This window comes from Rhizobium sp. 1399, assembly GCF_031455475.1.
Taxonomy (GTDB): domain Bacteria; phylum Pseudomonadota; class Alphaproteobacteria; order Rhizobiales; family Rhizobiaceae; genus Rhizobium.
Map to the genome: position 1 here is coordinate 74,445 of NZ_JAVDSU010000015.1, position 24,028 is coordinate 98,472.

The window sequence follows — 24,028 nt, forward strand, 5'->3', positions numbered from 1 at the left end:
CAGCGCATCAACGTCGGCCTGAGTCGGGGCGGCAAGAGGCTGGTCTGCCTGCGCAGATATCTTTACCGCGACCCAGGCTTCTGTTGCCTCGTCATTCGATTGGATGCGGTCGGCCTGTACCTTGAAGGTCACCATTGCGCGCTCCTGGCCGTCAGCCGAAAGATTGGGAATAGTCGTTTGAGGGCTCTGAACGCCGCTCGCCGATCAGTTGATATTGCACTGCCTGATTAATCCGAAGCGTGTAGAACATGCTGATGCGGAAGCTCAGGCGCAATGTGCCGCGAGCCACCATCGTCGAGCCGTCGTAAGAGATTTCGAGGCGCAGCATGATGTTTGCGCTCACCAGCCCCGCGATGTCGACATTGCCGCGGGCAAGAAGAAAAGCAGTCACCGTGGTGAGATTGCCACCTGCGCCGGTGGTCCAGCTGAGCGCGACGCTGCATCCGACCTGGAGCCACACACCGCCCGAAACCAGGCCAAATCCGAATCCGATGCCGACGCCCGCCACGATCGCCACGTCAAGCGTATAGGTTAGCACAGGCCTCGGACTGGCCATCGGGCGATATGAGAGACGCTGCGACACATAACCGCCGCCGTTCAACAGCCATACGGCAAGCGTGAATGGAGCGTCCCGGGAGGCAATGTCGAGCGAGGCGATGATCTCGAATTCAGGAATCGCAATGATCCCGAAACTGGCACCGAGGCTCAGATCGGTGATTGCAAACGCGCCGGTTTGAACGGGCGGCAACTGCATCGACAATTTTGTGATAAGGCCCGCCGGCATGCCGTCCCGCATGATCGGCTCGACGCCGGCGGGCATCGCTTTTCCGACCTTTGCCATCAGATTTGTCAGAAATTCAAGCGAGGGAGCCAGCCGAATGCGGTCCGTGGCGATCTTGAAATCGATCTTTCCGGATTTATCGAACAGCAGCGGGGTCTTTTCGAATGTGATGACGTCCATGCCGGCACTCACTAGGCGCCAGTCCCCGGCAATCTGTCCTTTCGCCTCCTTCTGAAGGCGGCCATCGGCGCCAAGTGCAACACGGGTTTCGGCTCGAAACTGCCCCCGATCGACCATCAGGGCAACCGGGCCGATATCGAGGATTGATTCCGATCGGCTGAGCTTTACGTCAATCTCGGCGGTCAGCCACGCCTCGCGGCGATCTTTGTCGAAACCGCGGGTAATCTTGACCCCTTGCGATTCTTTGCCCGAAAGATCGGGAAAGCCGGCGTTCTTGAGCAATCCTTCAAGATTTAGGCCCGCGAAGTCTGGAAACAGTTTGCCGAGCGAAAGATCCTTGAGCTTATCGGGAATAAGATCCTGGCCAAGGCTGCTGACAGGCAAGCGAAGGCCGAAAGACTCCAGCAGCTTGCCTGCCGCATCGCCGGCCTGCTGGACAGCCGCGGCGGAGTCGTTGACGCGGTTGGCAAGTGCAAGAACAGGCGTTACATCGACGACGGGTTTGAGCACATCGAAAACATAAGCGACTTCAGGCCGGTTGAACCCAAGCGCATCCGTCTTGGGCGGATCGCCGACGGCGCGGATTAGCCTGAGGACATTGTCGCCCTCCTGGTAGAGGTAGCGCGCTCGGTCGGCCGCAGCGACAACGCCATCCACTATGTCTCCCGGCTGTACGCCTAGTTGCCGGCCGAGTTCACGCTCGACACCACCGAGATAAGATTCCAGCCGGCCGGCAATTTCCCGGGCCTGCTTGTTCACCGCGGTTTCGATCGCCGCGCGCGCCTTCTCGATCTCATCTCCGACACTGTTGATCGTTGCGATCAGGGCGTTTGCGAACGCATCGATCTGCGCGTCGATCTCCTGTTCGACGGTCGTTTCCGCATCAAGCGGTGCTGCGATCTGCTTTCGAAGCCCGTCGATGAGGTTCTGGGCGGGCGTTGGCGCCACGACCGTGCCCACCTCGATCAGATAGGCCCGCGCAGCCGCAACGATCGTGTCGATGCCCTTGCTGAGTGTGTTGTCGGCGGCCGTGACACCCTGGAGCATCCGGGCTTTGATATCGGCGATATCTGATTGGACCGAGCTTCGCGCCGAGCGAATGAAACTGGCAGCCCTGCTCTGCAAGCCAGACGCCAGCGCGTGTGCCGCCTCGGCCGCCTCGTTTGTGGCCGTCTGTCCAGCGTCGAAGAAAGCGCTTGCCGCCTCCTGTGCCTCCCCAATCGCGCGCCAAACCTCGTCAGCTTCGGCAACGAGGGGATCAAGCACTGCGCTCCAGCAATCCGTATTCAGCTGGTTGACCAGGGCTTCGTAGACCAACATCAAATTGATGTCGGTCCGGATGGCGCCAAGGATCAGCGCTGCAACGTTCGTTTGGGCCGTGGAGATCCCTTCATCGAGCTCGGCCAAGAACCCATCGAGACGGGCTTGAAGGGCCGCAAAGTCGCCCGGTGGGTAGGGAAAGTTTTCAGCTTCCTGGTTGAGCTTGCCGAGCACGGCGTCAAGTGCCCGTAGACCCTGGATCGCACCCGCAATCAGGCCAGCGTCATTGGTCGTTTGCCCGGGACCCAGCGAGGATCGGATACCCGGCGACGTTGCGAGCGTCTGCAGCCGGCCGCTGAGTTCGAGCACCCTGCGCCGGGCAAGCTCGGTGAACGCGAGAAAGTCATGGCGCTTTGCCGCGGCATCATCAGCGCTACCAAAAGGTTGCCAGCTCCCAACCGTTTGCCGTGCATCCGCGATCGCGGTTTGCGCTTGAACAAGACCGGCCGTGACCTCGCGCTGGAGGTTGCGAAGTTCAGGCCTGAAATCGAGCGCACGTTGAACTCGATCAATGGCGGGGGAAAGCCGCGACAGCAGCGAAACAATCTCTTGCTTGGCGTGGAGCGTATCGTCCTGCAACGCCTTGAGAGCCGGACGGATCTTTCCTTCGAGAAGATCCTTCGAGCTCTTCTGCAGCTCTGCAATGGGCTGGTTGACCGCAACAAGCTCCAATAGCTTGATCGTGGCGTCGAGCTCGTCCGTCCAGCGTTTGGCCACGTCTCCCGCTCGCGCCAGAAGATCGGCGGCGGCCAATTCGATCGCGCCGGCCGCGCTCTCCTTGAGCCGCAGGCGCTCCTTTGTCAGCTGCTCTTGCAATTCGCGCGTTAGTTTGCCGGCCAACGACGTTGGGTCAAACGAGACCTTGTCGAGCTTGCTCGTCACCTCGGTGGCTTCGCGCTCAAGATCCTGATGCAGCTTTTTCAGTTCCGCCTTGAGTTCGTCACGGGCGCCTTCGACCGCTTCGACCGCGCGCTCGCGACCGCCCAGGATTTCGCGCCCGAGCCCTTCGAATCGGGCTGTGACAATTGCAAACATACGATCGAGACGGGCGCGAAGGTTCGCCGCAAAAGTAACCGCTGCGTCACCGGCAGCCTGCGCCAGATCTGGTTGTTGCATGCTGTCTGGCGCAGGCTGGGCTCTCGGTCTTGCCCGAGAGATCGTCACGTTCTTGAGCGGCGCGGCGGGGCTTGTCTCTGTTCTTCCGGCACCGACCCGGATCGGCAGCTGCGTATCCACCAGTGCGAGCGTCAGTCGATCGTGACCGCCAGCAGACCGTGGCGCCGGTGGAAGTGAGCCGTCGTGCAGCGCCTCGCTTCGCGGCTCAAGTGCCTCGACGCGCGGTGGCGGAGCATCGCAAAAATCTATGCTCTCCACCGCGTGCCAGTCGTCAATGTTGTCGGCCGTCTCACCACTAACCGTCGACGTGTAGAAGACCAGGCGTTCGGGACTATCGATTGCAATTGGTACCTCGTCGCCGGCTTCGCTGTTCATGAGCATCTGGACGAGGGGCTTTGGATAGATGTTGGCGGGACTGTCCGGGTCGCCCGGATCGGTCTTTTTTGCGGCATTGAACATGTCTGCGCGCCATAGCGGCACCATCCATCCTTCGTTGCGGACATCTCCGCCCCAATCGCTGTCGACGAGGATTCGCCGGCTGACAAACCGGGCGCCTGCGAGACAGCCTGGCTCGCGTAAGCTGTTTCCCTTCTCCGGATAACGCCGCTCTGGCTCCAGTATATCGATAAATTCTTCCACCTTGCGCAGGATCGGCCGCCCGGCATGCTCGTCCTGCTTGATGCCGATCGATGCAGCGTTGAAAAACTGGGCGGAGGGCGCCACCGTGCGGCGATAGACGATTACATGCTTGGCGCGGTGGCCGAGACCACCGATTCGGCCGAGCCGCTCCAGTTTGTAGACAGCGAGGCGGCCCATTGCCGTTTCAGTCTCGACGACGGACTTTCCCTGCGCAAAGGCCGCGCGCTGTTGCCCCCAGCCACCAAGGGCCGAGAGGTATATGTCGCTGATCCGGCCCTCTGTGGTGACAGGCTGATCGTATGCTTCCGTCAGAATGTTTACGCTCGGAAAGGCCCACGCAATGCCACCCGCGAAACTGCGGTTATCAATTACGCGAGGATCTTCGAACGTATCGCGCAGGCGTCGCGCTGTCGGGTCATCACCTGCGTCGGGATAGCCGGTGGCGACAGGGAAACGCAGCTTCGTGCGCGGGCCGCCGTCCTGCGTTTTTGCCCGGAGGCCAAATGTCAGTGCATCACTCGTCTCGAAGCGTCTCTCGGGACGTCCTGACCATAGCTTGTCGACAGCCAGACGATGGTCAGCCAAGCGCAGTATGTCATTGCCATAGGAGATGAACTGCGAACCGGTATCGCCATTGTCGAGCGCATCGGGGGCAGCACCTATGATCCCGCTCATTTCTGCGAGCCAGGTTTCGTTCTGGGGTTGATGGCGCGCAACAAGCCCGTAGGCAAGCTCGAAACGGATATCGCGAACAAGTGCGCCCGGCGCTGCATCGGCAATGCGGTCGAACACGCGCCTCAGATTCCAGCTCGGCTCGCGCGTCCCCGTCTGGCGATAGGTCGGATCGAAATCGATGCGGGTCAGCGATCCGAAGCGTGCAGCGGCAGCCTTGCCCGGGGCGATGTCGTCGAGCGCATGGTCAGCGCCGTCGACATAGCGCTCCATTGCCTCACCGATGATCTGCGGCGGCAAAAGCATACGCACGGTTTCGTCCGGATCCGTGACACGCCAGGCGAAATCACCGTCGTCACTGCGCCGCCACAAGGCGATTTCATTATTGTCGGGACTTGGCTTGAACCCATACTCCACCGCAGCGACGCGGAATGGCTGTGGGTCAATGACCAGCAGCTTGCCTGAAGATCGTATGAGAGGCCCCCGGAAGCGCCATTCGACTTGCTGATCGGTGCCTCTATCGAACCGTTCCGAGCCGACAAGCTCGAACCCCTGTTCTCCTGCGAGGGGATCACCGAGTCGGATCAGAACCGGCACATCAAGCGTCTCGCCCAGGCGCCGCCGTCCCCCCAACCGGTCCTGTTCGATCGGAACCGCGCTCACCACTTCCAGCCGCGTCGCCACGGTGAGCTTGCGTGGGTTCCGGTCAGCCCTCCGATCGAATTTAAGCTTGATCGTTTGCACAAATGGTGCATCTGCCCGTAGATCAAACTGTAGGGCACCAATCCGCACCTGCTGCGCCTTTTGTCCTGGCGCAAACATGCCGGAGAGCTGAAAACACACCCCCTCATCCGGCAGCGGCTGCGAGCGCGCATCGGGGCTCAGTTTGAGCGTTCGCGCAACATCGATCGCCTCAAGCATGGCGCCCGGTGTGGGCGCCAACGTGAGTGGGTTGCCATCGACGAGGCAGACGGTCGAAAGATCGAGCCTGACTGGGCGTGAGCGCCACCGGGGTGCATTGCGCCACGCATCCTCGGCACGCACCGGCTGGAAGGAGCGAAACGACAGCTTCGCGCCGATCCAGCGGGCCATGGACCACGGTGGGTTGTTCGGCCCTACATAGATGCGCCGATCAGTCGAAACAGGCTTGAAGCCGCCGACCGAGTACCAAGACAAGGGTGCCATGCCGTCAATGTCGATCGCCGGAATGCTCGACATGCCAGTCTCCGGCCGCAAGGCGCGCAAGGCAGGCTTGGCCAAGCTCTGCGCTTGTCCAACCGCGCGCGCCAGGAGCTGTTCGACCGACGAGGTGCCCCGACCTTGCTCGATGCGTGCCGTGACGAGCCATTTGGCAGCATCGACATCGCCAAAATCCGTGCCGATATCCGTGAACACTTGCTCCTGGGCGAGGATAAGGCACGGATCCGCGTTGCTTGTGCGCAGGCAATCAGGTCGATCGAGCCCCGTTATCCGCCCCGCGACACCATCCCATAAAGGCGTCCAATGGGCGATATTGGCGAGCGCCAAGTGGAGCTCGGCACGCAGCACAAGTGGTTTGTCCGCGCCAATTCGGCGAAAGCCGATCTGTCGTCGCACGGCAATGAGATTGTCCGGCGGCGTATCCGCCAAGCCGTCGATATTGGCAAACAAGGAAGCGGCCGTTGCTTGCGTGCGATCGGTCAGATAGGCGTGATCGTTGCCGATCAGATCGGTCAGGGCGAAGCTGGTCCCTGTGAGGCTTCCCGGCACGACAGGTTGTGATGGCGTCAGGCCATCGACATCCGAAAAACGCAAGCCTATGGCGCGAAAGGCCGGCGCACAAGGAGTTTGCTGAGACCATAAGGCGCCTTGCTGATCCCGACGGACCGCTTCGCCAATAAGTACCGCGCGCGCATCGTACTGCTTTGCCCGGCCATCGGCATTGTTGGCCCGCATGTGCGGGTTGACCGCCAAAGGCACGTGAGAAACGATGCGATAACCGTCGAGCTCGGTTCTCGCGCGCGGCTGTGCCGCGAAATCCGCCCAAGAGACGGCCGCATCGAGCCGCAGCCGTGAAACAACCCAAGCAGGATCATCGACGGGCTTGCCGTCTTCTGTCACGACAAAACCCGCGGTGTCGAGCCGCACGAAAGGAAGATCTTTCGGCGCTTCGCCAAATCGAAACTCCTGGCCGGCCGTGTAGAAATGAACCCGGATCAAATGATCGATCCACAGCCGCGACATTGCCTTTGGACCGGTCGCCGGTGTCATGCGCGCTTCGAGATCGTCGCCGCTTCCGTCGCAGATGCCGACCGGCCCCGCCGTCAACCAAGTGCTTAGGAGATCCATCGGCGGCGGCAGGTCGAAGATGGTGGCAACGCCTTCTCCCGGCCTATCCCCATCGGTCTTAAACCAGGTCTCCGCGCGATCGGCATCGGCAAAACTGACAAGCCATGGCAAAGGCGGATTAGCCGTCGGCGGCCCCTCGGTTCCGATGAAAATCGCCATACGACCAGAGCGATCCGGCGTTGCCGCAATCGCCATCATTGCGATGTAAGCTTGTGCGGATTGCGGCATCAGTACCCCCTTGTCCGATACCCGCGAAATCGAGATCGTGCCCCGTTGACAGGAGACGAGTCTATGACAACAGGACGGAATTATTAATTGGACGCACAAATTTACTTGCCGAATCCATTGTGTTTGGACAGAGCATAGCAAACGTAAGAATCGACCCTGATATTTTATCTGATTTTTTGCTTGGCAAAAATACTGTTATGCTTGCAAGCATAACTTGCAATAACAATTCGCCTGTGTCAACATTCCGGGCGTCCGAAAATGAACTTTACGATACTTTCAGATGGAGGACATATGGGCGAGGATATCGAAGTTCCGAATGCAATGTTCACGCCGGCCGAAACGCCAATTCTTCCGGCAGGTCTCGTAACGACTACACCGTTCACGACGGCGCTATATCCCGTTCAATTGGAGGGGGCGGCTGTCCTTGGCCGTGCGGGTGAACTTCGCGGCTTTTATGCGAATAATCGCTGGAAGCCCAAATGGAGCGGTTTCATGTTCCCGCGCACGCCGGTCAACAGTCATGGGGGCGTTGATATCTTTGCGCCGCACGGAACGCCGATCGTGGCTATGACCGACGGTGAGGTAGAACAGCGCACGACAGCCAACGACATGGGGTTGCGTGTGCACCTCCGCTTCACATTTGCCGGTGTCGCCTACCGCTTCATTCTCGGCCATCTCGACCGGTTTGATGGTGGCCCGCAGTCCGTTTCGAAGGGCACAATCGTCGGTTATGCCGGTTGTACGGGTAATGCCGCTGGCGCTCAGCCTTGTCTCACCCCCAACCTTTGCGGCAAATATTCGACGCACCTTCATCTGCAGCTCAAGCGCGACGCCGACGGCAAATTGCTCGATCCTCTGAGGGCGCTCGGATGGGCGCTCTCCTATGACGATGACGACCGAGACGTGCCTTGCGACGAGGCTTGATTTTCAAGCGATGCGGCCTGTGGCGGCCTGCCACGATTTTAAGCAGAAGGGGATAACATGATCTCGTTGGACAGTGCCGCATCCAAGTCGCTCCGTTGCTATCTGGTGCTCGCAGCTACGCTCCTGGCATTGGCTGCAGCTCCAAGCGCGATCGCTCAATCGGCCCCCGCGACGAATGGGCCGCAATCGGTCCCAGCTTCGCCGAGCACGCCTTCGCCTACTCCGGTGGAGAACAAAACCGGCGCGTCCAATCCGGCCCAATCATCGACACCAGATGTTCCTGCATCGGCACAGAGGATCGATGCAGAGGTCTATGGCGAGATGTTCAAAATTTTATTCGTCGTCTTTTCGATCGCGGTGGTGCTTGAATCCGCTCTGGCCGTCATCTTCAATTGGCGCCTGTTCCTGGCCTATTTCGATGCGCGGGGCACCAAGACGATCGTCTCGGTCGTCGTCGGTATCCTCGTTGCATGGTCACTTCAACTCGATCTCATCGACCGCCTTTACAAAGCTATGTATTCCAGCGGCATCGCATTAGGCCCTTTCGGATATGTGCTGACTGGCCTCGTGCTGGCAGGCGGAAGTTCTGGCGTAAACAACATCCTCAAGGCGCTCGGGTTTCGCAGTCTTCAGAGCGAAGAGACAAAGCAACCGCGCCCGCGCCCCAGCGAAGCCTGGCTGGCCGTCGTACTCGTCAGAAAAAACTCTACAAAGGCCCCAGTGCAGGTCTTCCTTACCGCAGACAATGAAGGAGAGCGCCTGATCGGAACGATCAAAGGAACAAAGGTTCCGAGGTTCCTCGCCCGCTTGAGGACCAACCCAATGCGTTACCCGACGGTCGCCGGCTTTGCGGTTCCCGCCGATAGCATTGTCACGGTCAAGCTTCGAGACCCAACCCTTCCAATCGGGCAGAACACTTCCGAGGATTGGGGACCCTATAAGATCGCCGGGGGCGCGATCATCGATTTCGATCTGACTGTCTGAATTCGTGATCCAGCGTCTCTCTTTGGAAGAACATGCCGCCTCGGCGGGCGACTGCTTCGGCGACATGAATACGACGTAAGGTCGTGAGGCAAAGCCAGCGGTAAGCCGATTTGAAAAAGCGGCATGCCACATCGTCGGTGCGATGGTGCGCTTGGCCCTTTGGCATAAATCGCTGGCGATGCGTCCGGCAGGACGCTGGTGCTCGATCCTCAAGAGGGATGGTTTCAGGCGAATAGAAGGCAGTTGTATCGAGAAAAGGGCACTTCTGAAGGTGAGGGAGGTTTCGATGGAAAGTCCGTTCCTGACAAGAACCGCGTGGGTCCGCCTCGTTCTTAGCTTGAGTTGTCTTTTAATCGTTTTGATCAGTCACGACGTGAGTGCGCAAGCAAGCGATGTTCAGCGCATGCGGATTCCCGTCGGGACCTATTGGATCGGAGGTGGTGGAGGTGGAGGTGAAAAGCCTCCTGGAGGATCGCTTCCGCTCGCACACGGAGACGGCCCGGATGGTACTTTCACTTTGCCGGCCTTTTGTATTGACCGAGGCCGTCTCGCGCCCTACGAGAAGACGGATCTGCGCGCGTTTTCCGGAAATGTCACGGTCGCACGCTACCAGGATAACAAGAAGATCGACGAGCGCAGTTTGGCGGAGGCCGTCTCGGGTGCCGATCCTTGGCTCATAGTCAATGGCATAGGCGAGGATGAAAAGTACGGATCGGCCGGCAGCTTGGCCGTGACACCGCTGGACAAGACCTATTCCTACTCCATCACGGTGGCCGGTCTGGCACTCGCGGGGACCGACCAAGACGACGTTGACACCATCGCAAAACAATGGGTGGGGCGTGCAGATCTCCAGGAGGCCGCTGCAGCTTTTGATGGGTTGAGACAGGTGATGCTGGAGAGCGGTCCGGAGGGACAATCGGCAGCCACTGTTCTGGAAAGACTGAGGCAAGACTTCGAGTGGGAGATGTTCGGCATGGCGCCGCAAGGAGCGCAGATGCCCTCCGCCCCCATCGATCACGCGGACACACGAGACGCTTTGGCACTCTTGCCTGCCGAGGCGTTCCGCTTGGCGCCCACGCAGATCGACAAGGAGCAAATGTTCGATTGGTTGCGACTTTCCACGGCCACGCTACCGTCGCAACAGCAGCTTGATAAAATCGCACAATCACTGAAAGCCGTTGGTTTCGATGGTGACTGGCATGCCAGTGAGGGTGGCGCGACTGCGGCGCTGCTAAAGGCCTATCGCAGCGGCAGCAGACAGCCGAGTATGGATCCCAACTGGTCAGCCTTTCCCGCTCTTCGAGATACTGCAAAAAGCGATTTTGATGATGCGCTGCGTATTCTCGCCCTATCAGACCTTGGTGAACTGGCGCTGACATCTGGGCGCGTCGATATACCTGTCCTTGAGGAATTGCAGTGCAATCGCATCTTGGATGCGAATGCCGGCCTTGCGGAAGAGACCGATCTTATCGAGTCTTGGGAAAAGCGGCTCAGTTTTGCAACAGCCCTCGACGTTGCTCGCCGAGACGACCGTCTGGTCAAAGTCACTAAGATTGAGGACAAGCTCTGCTTCCAATGGATCGAAAAGGGGGAAATCAAGACCCGCATTTTCGACAAGTCCGACATTCAAAAAGGTCAGCTTGCCGCCATAGGCGGCAAACTTTGGCTGGTTGACGACGACTTAACGGACACGGAGGATCTTCTTGCAGCGGCTGGCGTGAAAGTGGAGACCGCACAGGCTCTTCAGGTGCGCCTGGCCGCCGAAGCTCAAGTTAAAAATAAAAATAAGGATGACGTGCATATTCGCTCAATCCAACGGTCGGGCGACAAGGGGCTTGATGTCGCAATCCTGAATTTGTCGACCAACGGGGATGCGAATGTCGTGCGTCTTCCCGACGGCAGCTTAATGGTCATAGACACCGGTCTCGGATCCGACATCGTCCAAAAAATCAAGGGGTATCTTGGCCGCAACTACAAAAAGGAAACGCCTCCGATCCGCTTGATCATAACGCATACGGACCAAGATCACCTAGGAGGGTTGACGGCCCTGCTGGATGCCAAAATCGAAATTCAGGAGGTCATCATCGGAACGTCGGTCGCCGATGAGCAGAGGCCGGAGAGGGTTGATCATGTGAAGGCTGCTTTCGATGCAGCGGGGTATGAAGTCGATTCAAGGGAGAGCGTCATTCACATCAAACAACCCGACATTGCCCCGCTGATCGACCTCGACAAATCGATATCCGATATTTTTGGAGGTATCGAGGGATGGAAGCTTTATCTCGGCAACGAGACAGAGTTCTCGCTCTACCACGCTACCAATGCAACCTCGCCAAACGATTCGGGTTTTTTAGTCAAACTTACGCATCGTGGCATGAGTGTGCTCCTCACCGACGATTTGAGTGCCATTACACTGCGGGCCATGACGACGAGCCTCGGTTCCACTGTTCTGAAAGCCGGCTTCTTGAAATGGCCCCACCATCTCTGGTTTCCGCCAGGACTGACGCAGGCGCGAAAAGCTTTGGCCGATTTCGTGCAGATCGTCTCGCCACATACGATTGCGTTTTCGGGGGTCGGACACAAGAGCCACAATCAAAAACGATACGAAGATATTTGCAAATTTTTGCGCGGACAGCTGACCGATAGCGTCATCTGTCACTGGACGCGTGAGGAGATGGCCAACCTGGGCCTGGAACTCTAAAAGGGCGATCGCTAATGCTGGAAGACCGCGCGTCAAGCTAAACGCTGACCCAGGAACAGGTTGCCGACATCGCTGGCATATCCTGTCATCGGTATCGGGAAGCGATCGGCCCGGAGGTGCGGAAACGTGGACTTGTCGAGCAATCGGAATTGAAACGTTGTCGGACGGAAAACATGGCGGGCGACCGCGTCAATGTACATGCCACGTGTCTTCGGCGTCCGCCTTGATGGCGTGAAGACTCGCCCTGTCTGCATGCTTCGCGCGGCCGCGCGATAGCATTGCTTCCGAAAAGGCGATTAGCATTAACTTCATGGCTGAAATAGTGGCGGGTTGCTTTACCGGTGGCGGGGATTCGAAGCTTGAATCATTGTCGGCGAGCCGTTTGATATTGCTGTTGACCTCGGCATACTGCGGCGGGACGGGCGGACCTAAACGGCCGTGCCGGCAATCCTGTCGGCAAGACCGAGCCGGGCGATCTGCGGAACCGATGCGCGATCCAGGACGAAGTCGTGGCCCTTGGGCTTATGCTTGAGGGCATGGGCGATCGTCTCCAGCAGCAGATTGTTGTCTTCTGAGGCGCGCGTATGGCCTCCTTCGGATCCGCCGCATCGTTTTGGCCGAGACAGGTATGGAGCACGCCGGCGGCAGTCACACGCACACGATTACAGTTTTCGCAGAAATTATGCGTCATCGGTGTGATGAAGCCGATGACGCCTCCGGTTTCGTCGACCCTCACATAGCGCGCCGGTCCGCCGGTGCGCAGGGCGATATCGGTCAGCGACCATCGCCCCTCTATCTGACGACGCAAGCGGTCCAGCGGCAGATATTGAACGAGCCGATCCTCCCCCGTTTCACCGAGAGGCATGGTCTCAATCAGCGTCAGGCCCATGCCGCGCTTGTGGGCGAAGGAGATCAGGTCATCGATCTCGTTTTCCGTGTTTCCGCGCAGCGCTACCGCATCGATCTTGACCGCCAGCCCGGCATCCCGCGCAGCATCGATCCCCTCAAGCACGGTTGCCAGAGAACCGCCACGGGTCAACGCCGAGAAACGATGCGGATCGAGCGTGTCCAGGGATATGTTGACCCGCCGCACACCCGAAAGCGCCAAATCTCTGGCGTGCCGGGCCAGGCGAGTGCCATTGGTCGTCAGTGTCAGCTCCTGCAAGGATCCGTCTTGCAGGCATGTCGAGAGATTGCGGAAGAGGTCGATGATGTCCTTTCGGACAAGCGGCTCCCCTCCGGTGATCCGGATCTTGCGCACCCCGATCCGAACGAAGGCGTGGGCGACACGCGCCCGTTCGTCCAGCGAAAGGATATCCCGCCGCGGCATGAAGGTCATCCGTTCCGACATGCAGTAGACACAGCGCAGATCGCAGCGATCCGTCACGGACAGCCGGAGATAGCTCACCCGGCGACCGAAGGAATCGACAAGCGCGCACGCAGAAGGGGTTTCCATCAGCACGCAATGTCCATCCTCATGGCAGCGGCAATTATCGCCTCAACGGAGACGAATTTTTCGCGCGGCTTGCCAGCGTGCGGCCCGGGCCACCTCCGCCATGTCGATGGCACGCCAGGCGTCGAAGTCGAGGCGCAGCCCCTGGCGCTCCCAGATCAGGGAGAGGACACTGTCCGCAGCGGCAGGATGTGGCGATGGCAGGGCATCGAGATCAACCAGGACCTTTTCAACCGTATCGAGCGCACAGTACGACAGGTTGCTGGTTTTGAAGGATTGAACAACGCGGGGATGGATCATGATGTTGTAGTAATTGGTATTGGCTACGACCACAACTTAGTCGGCCAAGTGATAGCGAATAAAGAAAGTGCGCGAGTGGTTCAGTTGCACTGTTTTCCATCCCTAAGCGGAGACATGTACCAAGAAAGCATTTTACGCCTTGCCCGGGTATCAGCTGTTTCTACCCAAAATGCCGTCGATCTCAACTTTTTCGCGACGGCGAACGATCCCTATGTGACGGCCGCAGTACTAGACGAGGCAATTAGCCTTTTGAACAGCAAACAAAGAATATCGAACCTATATTTGAGCCCACTCTCAACGAAACCTCAGGCACTCGGATTGGGTTGTACTATTTATCAAGTCTAGAGGGTCGCGCTGCCAGCATGATCTATCCGTTCACGGAGAGATACTCGCGCGAAACCAGCACAGGGGTTGGGAGGGGTTGGGTTTATCCGATCGTCTTTCGCTAAATGACTCCCCATGCCCGAAACCTCCCCTCCCCGTCATCTCCCTCAAGCCCAGCTCCAAAACAATCTGCCGCGCCGCCTGCGGCGTCACCTCGAGCGTCTTGGCCACCATCCCGGCCGACACCAATGGTTTTGCAATCACCAGCGCGACCAGTTCTGGCAGTTTTGAAGACGTCCGGCGCCCCTCCAGTTTTCGATCCATCATCGTTTTCGCCAACGTTAGCCGATCATGCTCCTTCATGCCGATCTCGGCGGCTGCCAGCAAACCGTGAGCAATCGCGAGCAGCCGGGTCTCGCGATTACGATGCCGGCGCCGATCGACGGGAATGGTCTTGAGGCCGAGATTCATGGCAGCCAGATGCTTCGCAGTGGTGACGCCGGCGTGGCGCAGCATCGCGGCGTCCAGCAGGCGGCCGAGCCAGGGCGCATGCTGCAGCACCGACAACTCGTTCCAAGCATCGAGGACTACAATCGCCTGCAGCACCGCCGGCAGGTTTTCCGCCTGGCGGAGTACGCCGCGCCGTCCGTCGAGCCGAGTATCCTCGTCCCAATCGAGATCATAGATCAGCGGATCTTTTTCGGCAGCACGGCTCGTGCCGGCGCGGCCGAGCCGCGCGGCGTTCTCGATCGGGTGGCGTCGTGGAGGACGAGATCCTCGAGATGCACAAGCTCGCCGTCAAGCCATAGCGAGGCGCAGGCGTCAGCGGACTGCGAGCGTTCGAGGAAGCCCGCGCCGACGCTTGAACGGGCAATCCGCTAGTCGCGCCGGATGAGCGCGATGCCGGCCTACGAGATAGGCCTCAACAGGCTCTGGATGGGCAACCTGACTAGATCATAAGTCATTGAAATCATGGTAAACACACAATTAACAAGAAGCAATATCGCTTCTTACTTCTGTCACGTCTATGGAATTTCAATGGCGTTATAACCATCGATAAGTATAGGTTATCGATGGTAGTTGATCTGGAGTCGCAAATCACGCAGAATCGGGGCAAATCACGGTCTCAGAGACCGCCGAAACCGTCCTTTTGGAGCGCCTGTGGCCAAACCCAAAAAATCACTGACCGCCGTCGAGCGCCGTGCCGAAGAACTCGACACCATCGCCGCGGTGCTGCCGATCGAGCGCAGAGACGAGCTGGCCGAACTGTTGACCGACCAGGATGTCGAGACGCTGCGCCATCTCGTCAACCAGGGCATGGGCGACAATACCCTTCGCGCCCTGACCTCGGATCTCGCCTATCTCGAAGCCTGGGGGATGGCGGCGACTGGGCATGCCCTCGTTTGGCCGGCGCCCGAGGCGCTGCTCTTAAAATTCGTCGCCCATCACCTCTGGGACCCGCAGCATCGCGAGATCGATCCCGATCACGGCATGCCTGATGATGTCGATGAAAACCTCAGGCGCCAGGGGTTTCTGAGATCCGTCGGTCCGCACGCGCCATCAACGGTGCGCCGGCGCCTGGCGAACTGGTCGACGCTGACCAAATGGCGCGGCCTCGACGGCGCCTTCGCCTCCCCTGCCCTCAAATCAGCCATTCGGCTGGCGATCCGAGCCGCGCCAAGACAACGTCTTCGCAAGAGCGCCAAGGCGGTCACCGGCGACGTGCTGACCAAACTGCTGGCGACCTGCGCCACCGACAGCCTGCGCGATCTGCGTGACCGCGCAATCCTGATGGTCGCGTTTGCTTCCGGCGGTCGGAGGCGCAGCGAGATTGCCGGACTGCGCCGCGAGCAGCTGACCGTCGAGCCGCCGATCGAGGTGGCCGACGGCCCTCCCCTCCCCTCTCTCGCCATCCATCTCGGCCGTACCAAGACCAGCAACGGCGACCAGGATGACGTCGTCTATCTCACCGGCCGGCCGGTGGAAGCCCTCAACACCTGGGTGGCGGCCGGCAAGATCGAGAGCGGGAGCGTGTTTCGGGCGATCGGGCGATGGGGGACGGTGTCGCGGCGGGCGATCGATCCGCAGTCGATCAACGCCATCCTCAAGCAGCGGGCAGAGATGGCCGGGTTGGATGCGGGGGAGTTTTCCGCGCACGGACTACGATCGGGGTATCTGACAGAGGCCGCCAACCGCGGTATTCCGCTACCCGAAGCGATGGAGCAATCTCGGCATCGATCGGTGCAGCAGGCGTCGAGTTACTACAACAATGCGACCCGACGGAGCGGGCGCGCGGCGCGGCTGCTTTGAGGGTTAAGTTTCGGACGCTTGTCATTACAGAGCGATGGTTCAAGATAGCACGCCAAACAGCGGACTTGCCTCCAGGAATACTCTTCGCCATCTTCAGAACACGGCGGAGAGTACACAGAGAGGCCTGACGATCGGAGTGACCTGTCTCACCATGTATACGGTCCGTCGAACGGTCCATAACTCACCGTCGCGAAGAGGGGCATGGCGTCGCCCTGAAACGAACCTGCGCTGTCGATGCGAAGGAAACCTCCATGGTTCCCCGCGGCGAAAGGGACGCCAGCCCACAATAGGCTGAACCATTTATCGGGTACCACTGGACAATTTGTAGAGCGCGTCCGCCGCCTGCTTCCCATTGAAGCCCAGGGCCTCGCCTCTTACTGCCGAGAAGACCAAAGATTCGGACTGGGTTGATCTGGCAGAATGCAGAGGTTAGGTTGCAGTTCCACAACAAGTGCAAACACACGAGGATGTCATGCCGACTGGCAAGGTTAAGTTTTTCAATCAGGACAAGGGCTTCGGCTTCATCACGCCGGAAACCGGAGGGCCAGATGTCTTCGTCCACGTCTCGGCGCTGGAGTACGGCGACGCGCTGAAGGAAGGCCAGAGCGTCTCCTACGATCTCGGCCAGGACCGGAAGACCGGCAAATCGAAGGCGGAAAACGTCAGATCGCTCTGATCGGCACGAGATTTATGAGCGAGACAACTGATTGCGGGGCGCCCATCAAGGCGCCCCGCTTCTGTAAGACCCATACGCCTATCGACCGGACTGCCGCTCGCACTTAAACCCGTCAGTGCTTGGTGAGGCCCGCGACAGGCTTGCCAGCTTTCGGCGGTGGGATTGTCGTTGGAACGCTCTGGGCGCCGCCTTTGGATCTGCTTGCGACCTTTGGCTTTACCGGTTTGTCGGCGCTTGTGGTCTTCTTCGCGCGCGACTTCCCGGCCGGCTGGCTGTCGGCGTCAGCACTGGCGGCGATTTCCTGAAATGCCTGAAGCCAGTGCCTCATATCCTCTCCGTCCGGCCGGCCTTCCCGCTCCCAGATTTCATAGGCGCGCTGTCTGATACGGTCTTCCTTGACTGACATCGTCGTCCTCCACTTGCTCATCCGGATGAGACAGATGGCACTGCAACCCGCGGTGACAACCGTGGTGCACGCTTTTCTAGCCTCAGCCGCCATCACGAAATCGCGATTGTCGGATCCATCCTGACGTTTGCTCCGACCTTGTGCCGGTCAGCCCCCTCCCCTCCTCAGGCTTCGGCTCAGCACGGGCCGGTTCGATCGCTTGAGGCCCGTTAACCATGTTAGCTTGTGGCTTTTGGAGAATTCCAGAGCGACCGCCCATCCACGACCGAAGCTTGAAAAGTAGGCCGATCCCCTTGCCCTTTCGGCCGGCCCAGGCGCTCTGGTCATTGGGAGCTCTTGATCGCCTACCGCATTACCGCGCTGGTTCAACACGGACTGTCTCATGGACCATCAGACGCTTCTCGCAACCGCCTTCGCATCCTTCGCGCTTTTCTGGTGGCAAACAAAACCCTGATGGCTCATACCTGCCGCAAACCCTGGATCCGATTGTCGCCGAGGGCGCAAAGGCCGCGGACGTCCATCATTGCGGCAGGACCGCCTTAGCCAGTGCCGGCACGCCTGCTCCCATTCCCGCTGCTGCGATAAAGCGCCATCAACATGGGACCAAGCGCAAACTCACCGCGTTCCGCACGCCTCGTCAGGTCGCGCAGATAACCGCCCGCCGAATTGATGTGGCCTCCCCTCTCCAGGATGCAGGCGATCACGGTCGCCGCATTTTCCGCACCCATCGTTTCGCAGGCATCCTGATAGGCAGACGGACTAACGCCGAGCATCGAGCGGACGATGACCGCTGCCGCCATCAGATCCCGCCAGCTGCCGATCGCGCCGCCCGGCGCGTAATCGGATATTTGCGGGCATGCCTGCACGACGAGCCCGAGCGGGAAGGATTTCAGGTCACCGGTGGCTTGTCCCCTCCCCCTTTCTGCCGCCATGCCCTTACTGCCGTCCTGCTGCCGCCTCGCCTTGGCATTCGGCCCGTTGTTGTCCTCGGCTTTCGCCCCCAGCTTCGTTTCGAAGCCATGTTCAAGTTCAGAAATAGAGTCGGGTTCTGAACTCTGTATGTGCCGCTCATTTTGAATGGCATTGCCGCTTGTTTTTCTGGAATCCAGCAGATTTTCCAACTGGTTGACCACATCTTCGCGCAGTTGTTCCATGTCTCCGAGGGCTTCTTCGAGTTCCGAAGCGGCAGGATTGCGCGAAAGGGCACCAACAATACCCTGCTGATAGAGGATAACGGCCTCCCAATCGCCGGAGAGCGCCTCCTCAAGCGCCGTTTCAACGAGCTTTGAGATGTCCCGCCGGCAGAGCGTCAGGCGCTCACGCAGGCGCTGAAGACGCATCCGATCGGAAATGACTTGCGCGGCCAGAGTCTCGATCTCTTCGGAGCGCGCAAGCAACGGCGCCAGCGAGAAGCCGAACGCGTCCTCCACCGTTCCCGACCTGCCCTTATGCGCATAGCGCTTGCCGTTCGGGCTGTCCTTTCGGATCAGCAGCCCGGCACCAATCAGCCCGGCAAGATGCCGTCGGATCGTTTGCTCGGCCATGCCATGGGCGCGCAGAGACAGCTGCACGTTCGATGGAAATACGACAAGCCCGTTTTCTTCCGATAGCTCGTTCTTCGGATAGAAGCTCAGAAGGGCGTTCATGACGGCGAGCGCCCTGTCGGACACGCCGAGCAGCGGCCGCGCTTCACAGAGGGCCCGATACAGTTTCCATTTGTCGACCGATTTGTCCGGTTCGATCCGGCGCGACGCCACCTGGCTTGAAAACATGCCAAGCGTCATCTGCCGCCGCCCAAAGGGCGTCGTCACACTTCTACTCTCCATTTTCTTTCACCCTCTATCAGGCAAAAGAAAGCCGCTCGCCAAACTAACGCTCAAAGACTCTTGACTGCGATTCGGGGAAATGCGATTCTCAAGTTGCTACAGATGAGAGAGGCTTCCACGACGGCGACGTTTGGGGGCCTTTTTCTTTTGCTTTCCTAAGCTCCTCTGTCTTGCTGATATTCCGCATAGAGACGCTTGAGCCTCTCCTGCACGAATTCGTCGAAACCGGGCGCTGCCTTGCTGTCGAAGACAAAGGTTGCGGTTGCCGGCGTACGTTTGAATTTCACCGGAAGGTCGGCGATCTGCGTCGATTTGGCGACAGGCTTCGGGCCGGTCTCCTTCTTCGTCGCCAAGCCGAATACCTGATGGAACCGGTCATTGCTGGAGAGGCTGCGCATGTAGTCCGCGGACAACATTGCCACCAGCCCATCGATATCCTTGCCTTCCAGATGCTCGCCGAACTCCAGCCAGCGCCGGCGGCCAATTTCCGGCGCGGCACCGATCGCACTGATCAGCACAAACGGCACCTGGCGCGTGATGACGCGCATTTTCGAAAGTGCCGCCCTGTCGACGTTGAGCGCCGCCATCACGACATCGTTGCTAAAGCCCTTCTCCTCTAGCCGATGCGCAAACAGCGCCCGCTCGATATAGGAGAGGTCTGTACGGGAATTGTTTTCCTGGCCCTGGCTGACGACGAGCTGACCATCGGTCAAGGTCCGTACGATCGCCTTGACCTTTATCCCGAGCGCCTTTGTTGCGGCGAGGCGACGATGACCGAAGGCGACCTGATAACGCCCTTTGGCGTCCGGGTGCGGACGCACCAGGATCGGCACCTGCTGGCCATGCTCGCGGATCTGTTCAATCAGCTGCGCCAATTCGGCAGCGTCGACTTCGAGCCTGTCGGCGACGAAGGATGCGTCGATCAGCGCCGTATCGAGTTCCACCACCGTCTGACCTTCCGCCAGCTGGCGTTCCAGATCATTGGCCCGCTCCACCTTTTCGGTGATACTGCCGAGCGTCTTGGTGATGCCGCCGACCGGGCCGCCGCTACGTGTCTGCGGGATGAAGCCGGCGATCGGCCGGCTGTCGCGTGGCGACACTGCGGCCTGTTCGGGACGGGCTTCATGGGGGTTTGAGACTTCGATGAGATTCTTGCGCGCCATTCAGCTATCTCCTGCCCCAGGTCGAGCGGATATGAGCCTCGATCTCACCATTGACGAGGTTCATCGATTCCAGTGCCCGGTCGTAAGTGCCGCGTATGAACTGCGATCGATCGACCTCATAGAGCGTCTGCTTGGTGACGCCGGCATCGGCGATTGCGGTGGATTTCAGCATCGCGTTCTGCAGCATGCGATTGCCGAAAATCGCCCGCATGAAACCGGTCATCTGGCTCTGCGGGCTATCATTAGGCTCGAAGCGGGTGACGAGATAACGCATCCAGTCATAGCTCGTTCGTCCCCCTGCCCTTTCGACGACCGTCATCAGCTCGCTGGTCATGGTCAGGAACTGCGACATCGACATGACGTCGAGCATCTGCGGATGAACCGTGATCAGCACGGATGTTGCAGCACAGAGCGCCGACATGGTGAGAAAGCCCAGCTGCGGCGGGCAGTCGATGACGACGACATCGTAGAGGCTCTCGATATCGGTCAGCGCCTGACCGATCCGGGCAAAGAACAGGGATTCGGCTGTGCCGCCCGCCATTGCCTTTGGCGTCTCATGTTCGAATTCCATCAGTTCCAGGTTGCCCGGAATGATATGGAGGTTCGGCGTATAGGTCGAGCGCACGACCTCGGAGATCGGCACCGGACTGTCGTAGCGGATCGCGCCGTAAATCGTTTCCCCCTCGCCGACGTCAAGCTCAGGCTGGTGGCCGAAGAGCGCGGAGAGTGAGGCCTGCGGATCGAGATCGATGGCAAGGACGCGATAGCCACGCAGCGCGAGATATTGTGCCAGATGCGCCGCCGTCGTCGTCTTGCCGGAGCCCCCCTTGAAGTTCATGACCGAAACGACCTGCAGCTTTTCGGCGCCGCGCCGGGCCGGTACATATTTTGGCGTGCCATTGCGCTCGTCCAGCGCCTGGCGAATTCGGTTCATGTCGTCTGCGTCGTACTGGCGCCGCCCGTTGGCGAGTGGATCCGGTCCGTGGCCGTCCTTGGCAATCTGGCGAAGATAGCCTTCGCCAATGCCAATGAAGGAGGCGGCCTCCGCCGGAGAAAACACTCGCATGGTCTTTTGCGACAGCGGCGGGAAGATTTTCGCCTGGTGCTGCTGAAGCTGATAGGCGAGTTCCTGAGCGTCCGTTGCCAGTAGCGACGGAAGGTGCTCTTGATCGTCTTTCAGAACTGGATTCGCTAGCATCGTGGTTTCCAACTTAATTGCGCAATTTTCGGGAATAGGGCATCAACTGCGCAGTTATATTATCGCGCGATTCGTTACCGATTTACAAACGCTTAACCATAAGCCTATCCACAGGGTCTTTTCACCTCGCTTTCCCAATAAAACGGCGCTCCTCCACAAACGCTGTCGCAGTGATCAATCTGTTCACGCGCCGCGACGCGATACGGATTCAAAGGGTGCCATCACGATTGGTGTTCTGCGCAATTCCACGCAAGAAACGACGATAAGCGAAGGCCCCTTGGCGTCATCCCCGCGAATATGGGGGGACGCGGACATGGTGCACCGCTGAACGCAGCCGCGAGCGAAATGTAGTCCGCGGACTACAAGGATAGTGATTTTGCCGACGCGACCGCGGGGGTGTAGGTGCAATCGGTTACCCTCCAGCCATTTCTTGCCACATCGCTGAGCGCGGTCGCGGATGATGTAGTCCGCGGACTACAAGGACGGTGATCGTGCTGACACGACGGCGAGGGCTCGATTGGATCGGTCGCGATTGGCAACCTTCTCCGTTGCGAAGCTGAAACGCCTCCACCGGCGATGTAGTCCGCGGACTACAGGGATAGTGATCTATTCGGCAACGGCGGGATCTCGATTGGATTGATTGCGCTTGGCAGCCACTTCCTGCTGCATCGCTTAACGCGACAGCCAGCGGTGTAGTCCGCGGACTACGAGGACGGCGATCTTGCCGACACAACGGCTAGGAATCGATTGGATCGGTCGCGCTTGGCGACCTTTTCCGTTGCGAAGCTGAACGCCTCCACCGGCGATGTAGTCCGCGGACTACAGGGGTAGTGATCTATTCGGCAACGGCGGGATCTCGATTGGAGTGGTTGCGCTTGGCAGCCATTTCCTGCTGCAAACCTGTCGTGACTACCCTCGATAGCGGTTGGTGCAGCCCCCGCTGCGCTCTACGAGACGTCCTTTAGGGCGTGATCGGCGCCGAACTTGAGAGCACTCGGGTCTAACCGTGCATCCAGATCCGAAAAACGATCAAGCCAGCGCTTACCACAGATATCGAGCAGAGAGCAGTCGGAGGACTGCGCGACGTCTTCGCCGAAAAGGAGGGTCTTCGTTTCGATGAGCGGCATCTCCGTCCGGGCTTCAGCGACTTGCTTCCGTCCGGGTATCGATCGAATCGCTCATGACAATGTCGCGCATTATTCACCGGATCGCCCCGACGGACAGGCAGGAGAACATGCGGCGCGCTAGATGATGGAACGACAGATGAGGGCAGGGGACGTTCGCGGAACCGGCAATCGACAGGGTGGGGATGGTTTGGTCGTGGTCGGGTTGGTGCGGCCTGCGTCGTCCTTTTGACCGCGAAGGAAGGCCAGCCGTCTTCAGCACGACAGCTACCGGCCTCGGGTCGGCCCGGCTGGGCGACTCAGGCCTGGACCCCCGGCCCTTGCGCTCTAAAATGTAGGCGCAGGTCCCCGTTGCGATGCGGGCGGTAGTAGCGGTGATGGTATTGCCGATGGCGATGCTCCCGCCAGCGCCGTTCGGCGCGCCAATCCCGGTGGCAGAGATGGTGACGCCGGTAATGTCGGTTGTGACGATGGCGGCCCGGAACGATCTCAATCTTATTCGGCTGCCACAACAGGTGACGGTGCCGCAGCTCGCGGCATCGCAGCAGCAGGCTCAACCGCAACAAAGGCCGAACCAAGCGAGAGCACGGCCGCAAAGGCAAAGTGAGGAATTTTCATAGCGCATCTCCTTGATGTCTCATGACCAAGGGGGCCCGACCGGCATCAACTCGCTCTGACACGTGGTTCACGTCGGGTTCATGGCCACAACTCCGCTGGCCAGCGTCGTAGAGGCCGAGCCAAGCGCGCGTGAGCCAAAGCGGTTCCTGAAAAGCAACGTCATCCCCGGTCTCGGCTATCTCCTCGCAGCGTTTGTCAGTCGACCGATCCGTCGTCCCCTGCCCGGTCCGCGATGGTCTCGCTTCCTACCGACGCCTTGCACCTCGATCCGGATGGAGAAAGAGCGCGCGAACCCTTCGTCGCTGCGGCATACGCACCGGTAGAGGTTTACTGGGGCGGGTGCCATGAATGGGGTGAAGAGATCCGGTCGATCGATGACAAAAAGTGCTGGATGCATGGCGGTTCGTTTCGGCAGATCGACAGGACCTCCAGGCAGATACCTGTGCGCCACATCAGCGCTGGCAATCGCCCATTTGAATATTGGATTTTCCTATAAGCCTTGCGTGTTTGACAGCCGAACTATCAATGGACGAGATCAGTGTTTTTGTATGGAGGGATCACCTCTCTCGACGCGCGATTATAGGTCCCGCGATTCATCTGGGCGATTGTAACGTTGATCGATCTGTTTCATGTTGCCGGCATCCGCGTCTCTATCGGCCTCAGCACGTCGGTATTCAGCAGGCATCCGCGAAACATGGTTTCGCGTGAAGATGGCTTAAAAATTCATCGATATCGAAGCCAAAAACGCTGAGAGCGGCTA

The 24,028-nt window shown here is 59.4% G+C and carries 12 protein-coding genes and 3 pseudogenes; 6 read left to right on the forward strand and 9 right to left on the reverse strand.

Going from position 1 to position 24,028, the window contains the following annotated elements; all coding sequences use genetic code 11:
- Positions 1 to 151: 151 nt before the first annotated feature.
- Positions 152 to 7,264: a hypothetical protein gene (locus tag J2X71_RS32150; RefSeq protein WP_310388773.1), complete on the reverse strand. Its 7,113-nt coding sequence runs from the start codon at positions 7,262 to 7,264 to the stop codon at positions 152 to 154.
- Between the two features lie 291 nt (positions 7,265 to 7,555).
- Here J2X71_RS32150 and J2X71_RS32155 point away from each other — a divergent pair, with 291 nt between their 5' ends.
- The 3 genes from J2X71_RS32155 (at position 7,556) to J2X71_RS32165 (ending at position 11,870) form a co-directional block, all read left to right on the forward strand.
- Entirely contained in the window at positions 7,556 to 8,188 is a 633-nt protein-coding gene (locus tag J2X71_RS32155; protein ID WP_310388775.1) for a M23 family metallopeptidase, read from the forward strand.
- Positions 8,189 to 8,509: 321 nt separating this feature from the next.
- Entirely contained in the window at positions 8,510 to 9,172 is a 663-nt protein-coding gene (locus J2X71_RS32160) for a hypothetical protein (protein WP_310388779.1), read from the forward strand.
- Between the two features lie 286 nt (positions 9,173 to 9,458).
- Positions 9,459 to 11,870, forward strand: coding sequence for an MBL fold metallo-hydrolase (locus tag J2X71_RS32165; RefSeq protein WP_310388781.1), 2,412 nt, complete (start codon positions 9,459 to 9,461; stop codon positions 11,868 to 11,870).
- 348 nt (positions 11,871 to 12,218) lie between these two features.
- Here the strand turns inward: J2X71_RS32165 and J2X71_RS32170 are convergent.
- Both J2X71_RS32170 and moaA read right to left on the reverse strand, forming a co-directional pair.
- A pseudogene (locus J2X71_RS32170) lies at positions 12,219 to 12,337 on the reverse strand (ABC transporter substrate-binding protein); the annotation flags it as partial.
- A pseudogene (moaA, locus tag J2X71_RS32175) lies at positions 12,338 to 13,326 on the reverse strand (GTP 3',8-cyclase MoaA); the annotation flags it as partial.
- Positions 13,327 to 13,335: 9 nt separating this feature from the next.
- On the opposite strand from moaA, the gene J2X71_RS32180 reads away from it, so the two are divergent.
- Positions 13,336 to 13,968: a hypothetical protein gene (locus J2X71_RS32180; RefSeq protein WP_310388783.1), complete on the forward strand. Its 633-nt coding sequence runs from the start codon at positions 13,336 to 13,338 to the stop codon at positions 13,966 to 13,968.
- Positions 13,969 to 14,068: 100 nt separating this feature from the next.
- On the opposite strand, the pseudogene J2X71_RS32185 reads toward J2X71_RS32180, so the two are convergent.
- Positions 14,069 to 14,921 (reverse strand): annotated as a pseudogene (locus J2X71_RS32185) (RHE_PE00001 family protein).
- A 187-nt stretch (positions 14,922 to 15,108) separates the two neighbouring features.
- Here J2X71_RS32185 and J2X71_RS32190 point away from each other — a divergent pair.
- Entirely contained in the window at positions 15,109 to 16,257 is a 1,149-nt protein-coding gene (locus tag J2X71_RS32190; protein WP_310388785.1) for a site-specific integrase, read from the forward strand.
- Positions 16,258 to 16,729: 472 nt separating this feature from the next.
- Positions 16,730 to 16,933 (forward strand): cold-shock protein, encoded by a 204-nt coding sequence (locus J2X71_RS32195; protein WP_310388786.1) that lies wholly within the window; start codon positions 16,730 to 16,732, stop codon positions 16,931 to 16,933.
- A 112-nt stretch (positions 16,934 to 17,045) separates the two neighbouring features.
- Here the strand turns inward: J2X71_RS32195 and J2X71_RS32200 are convergent, their stop codons facing one another.
- From J2X71_RS32200 to J2X71_RS32220, 5 genes are all read right to left on the reverse strand, one after another.
- A complete protein-coding gene (locus tag J2X71_RS32200; RefSeq protein ID WP_310388788.1) occupies positions 17,046 to 17,339 on the reverse strand; it encodes a DUF2934 domain-containing protein in 294 nt (97 codons plus the stop codon).
- A gap of 539 nt (positions 17,340 to 17,878) precedes the next feature.
- Positions 17,879 to 19,165: a plasmid replication protein RepC gene (repC, locus tag J2X71_RS32205; RefSeq protein WP_310388790.1), complete on the reverse strand. Its 1,287-nt coding sequence runs from the start codon at positions 19,163 to 19,165 to the stop codon at positions 17,879 to 17,881.
- A 155-nt stretch (positions 19,166 to 19,320) separates the two neighbouring features.
- Positions 19,321 to 20,328 carry a plasmid partitioning protein RepB gene (gene repB / locus J2X71_RS32210; protein WP_310388792.1) on the reverse strand — a complete coding sequence of 336 codons (1,008 nt, stop codon included), beginning with the start codon at positions 20,326 to 20,328 and terminating at the stop codon, positions 19,321 to 19,323.
- Positions 20,329 to 20,332: 4 nt separating this feature from the next.
- Positions 20,333 to 21,526: a plasmid partitioning protein RepA gene (gene repA / locus J2X71_RS32215; protein ID WP_310388794.1), complete on the reverse strand. Its 1,194-nt coding sequence runs from the start codon at positions 21,524 to 21,526 to the stop codon at positions 20,333 to 20,335.
- Positions 21,527 to 23,145: 1,619 nt separating this feature from the next.
- Positions 23,146 to 23,268: a hypothetical protein gene (locus J2X71_RS32220; protein ID WP_310388796.1), complete on the reverse strand. Its 123-nt coding sequence runs from the start codon at positions 23,266 to 23,268 to the stop codon at positions 23,146 to 23,148.
- Between the last annotated feature and the right edge of the window lie 760 nt (positions 23,269 to 24,028).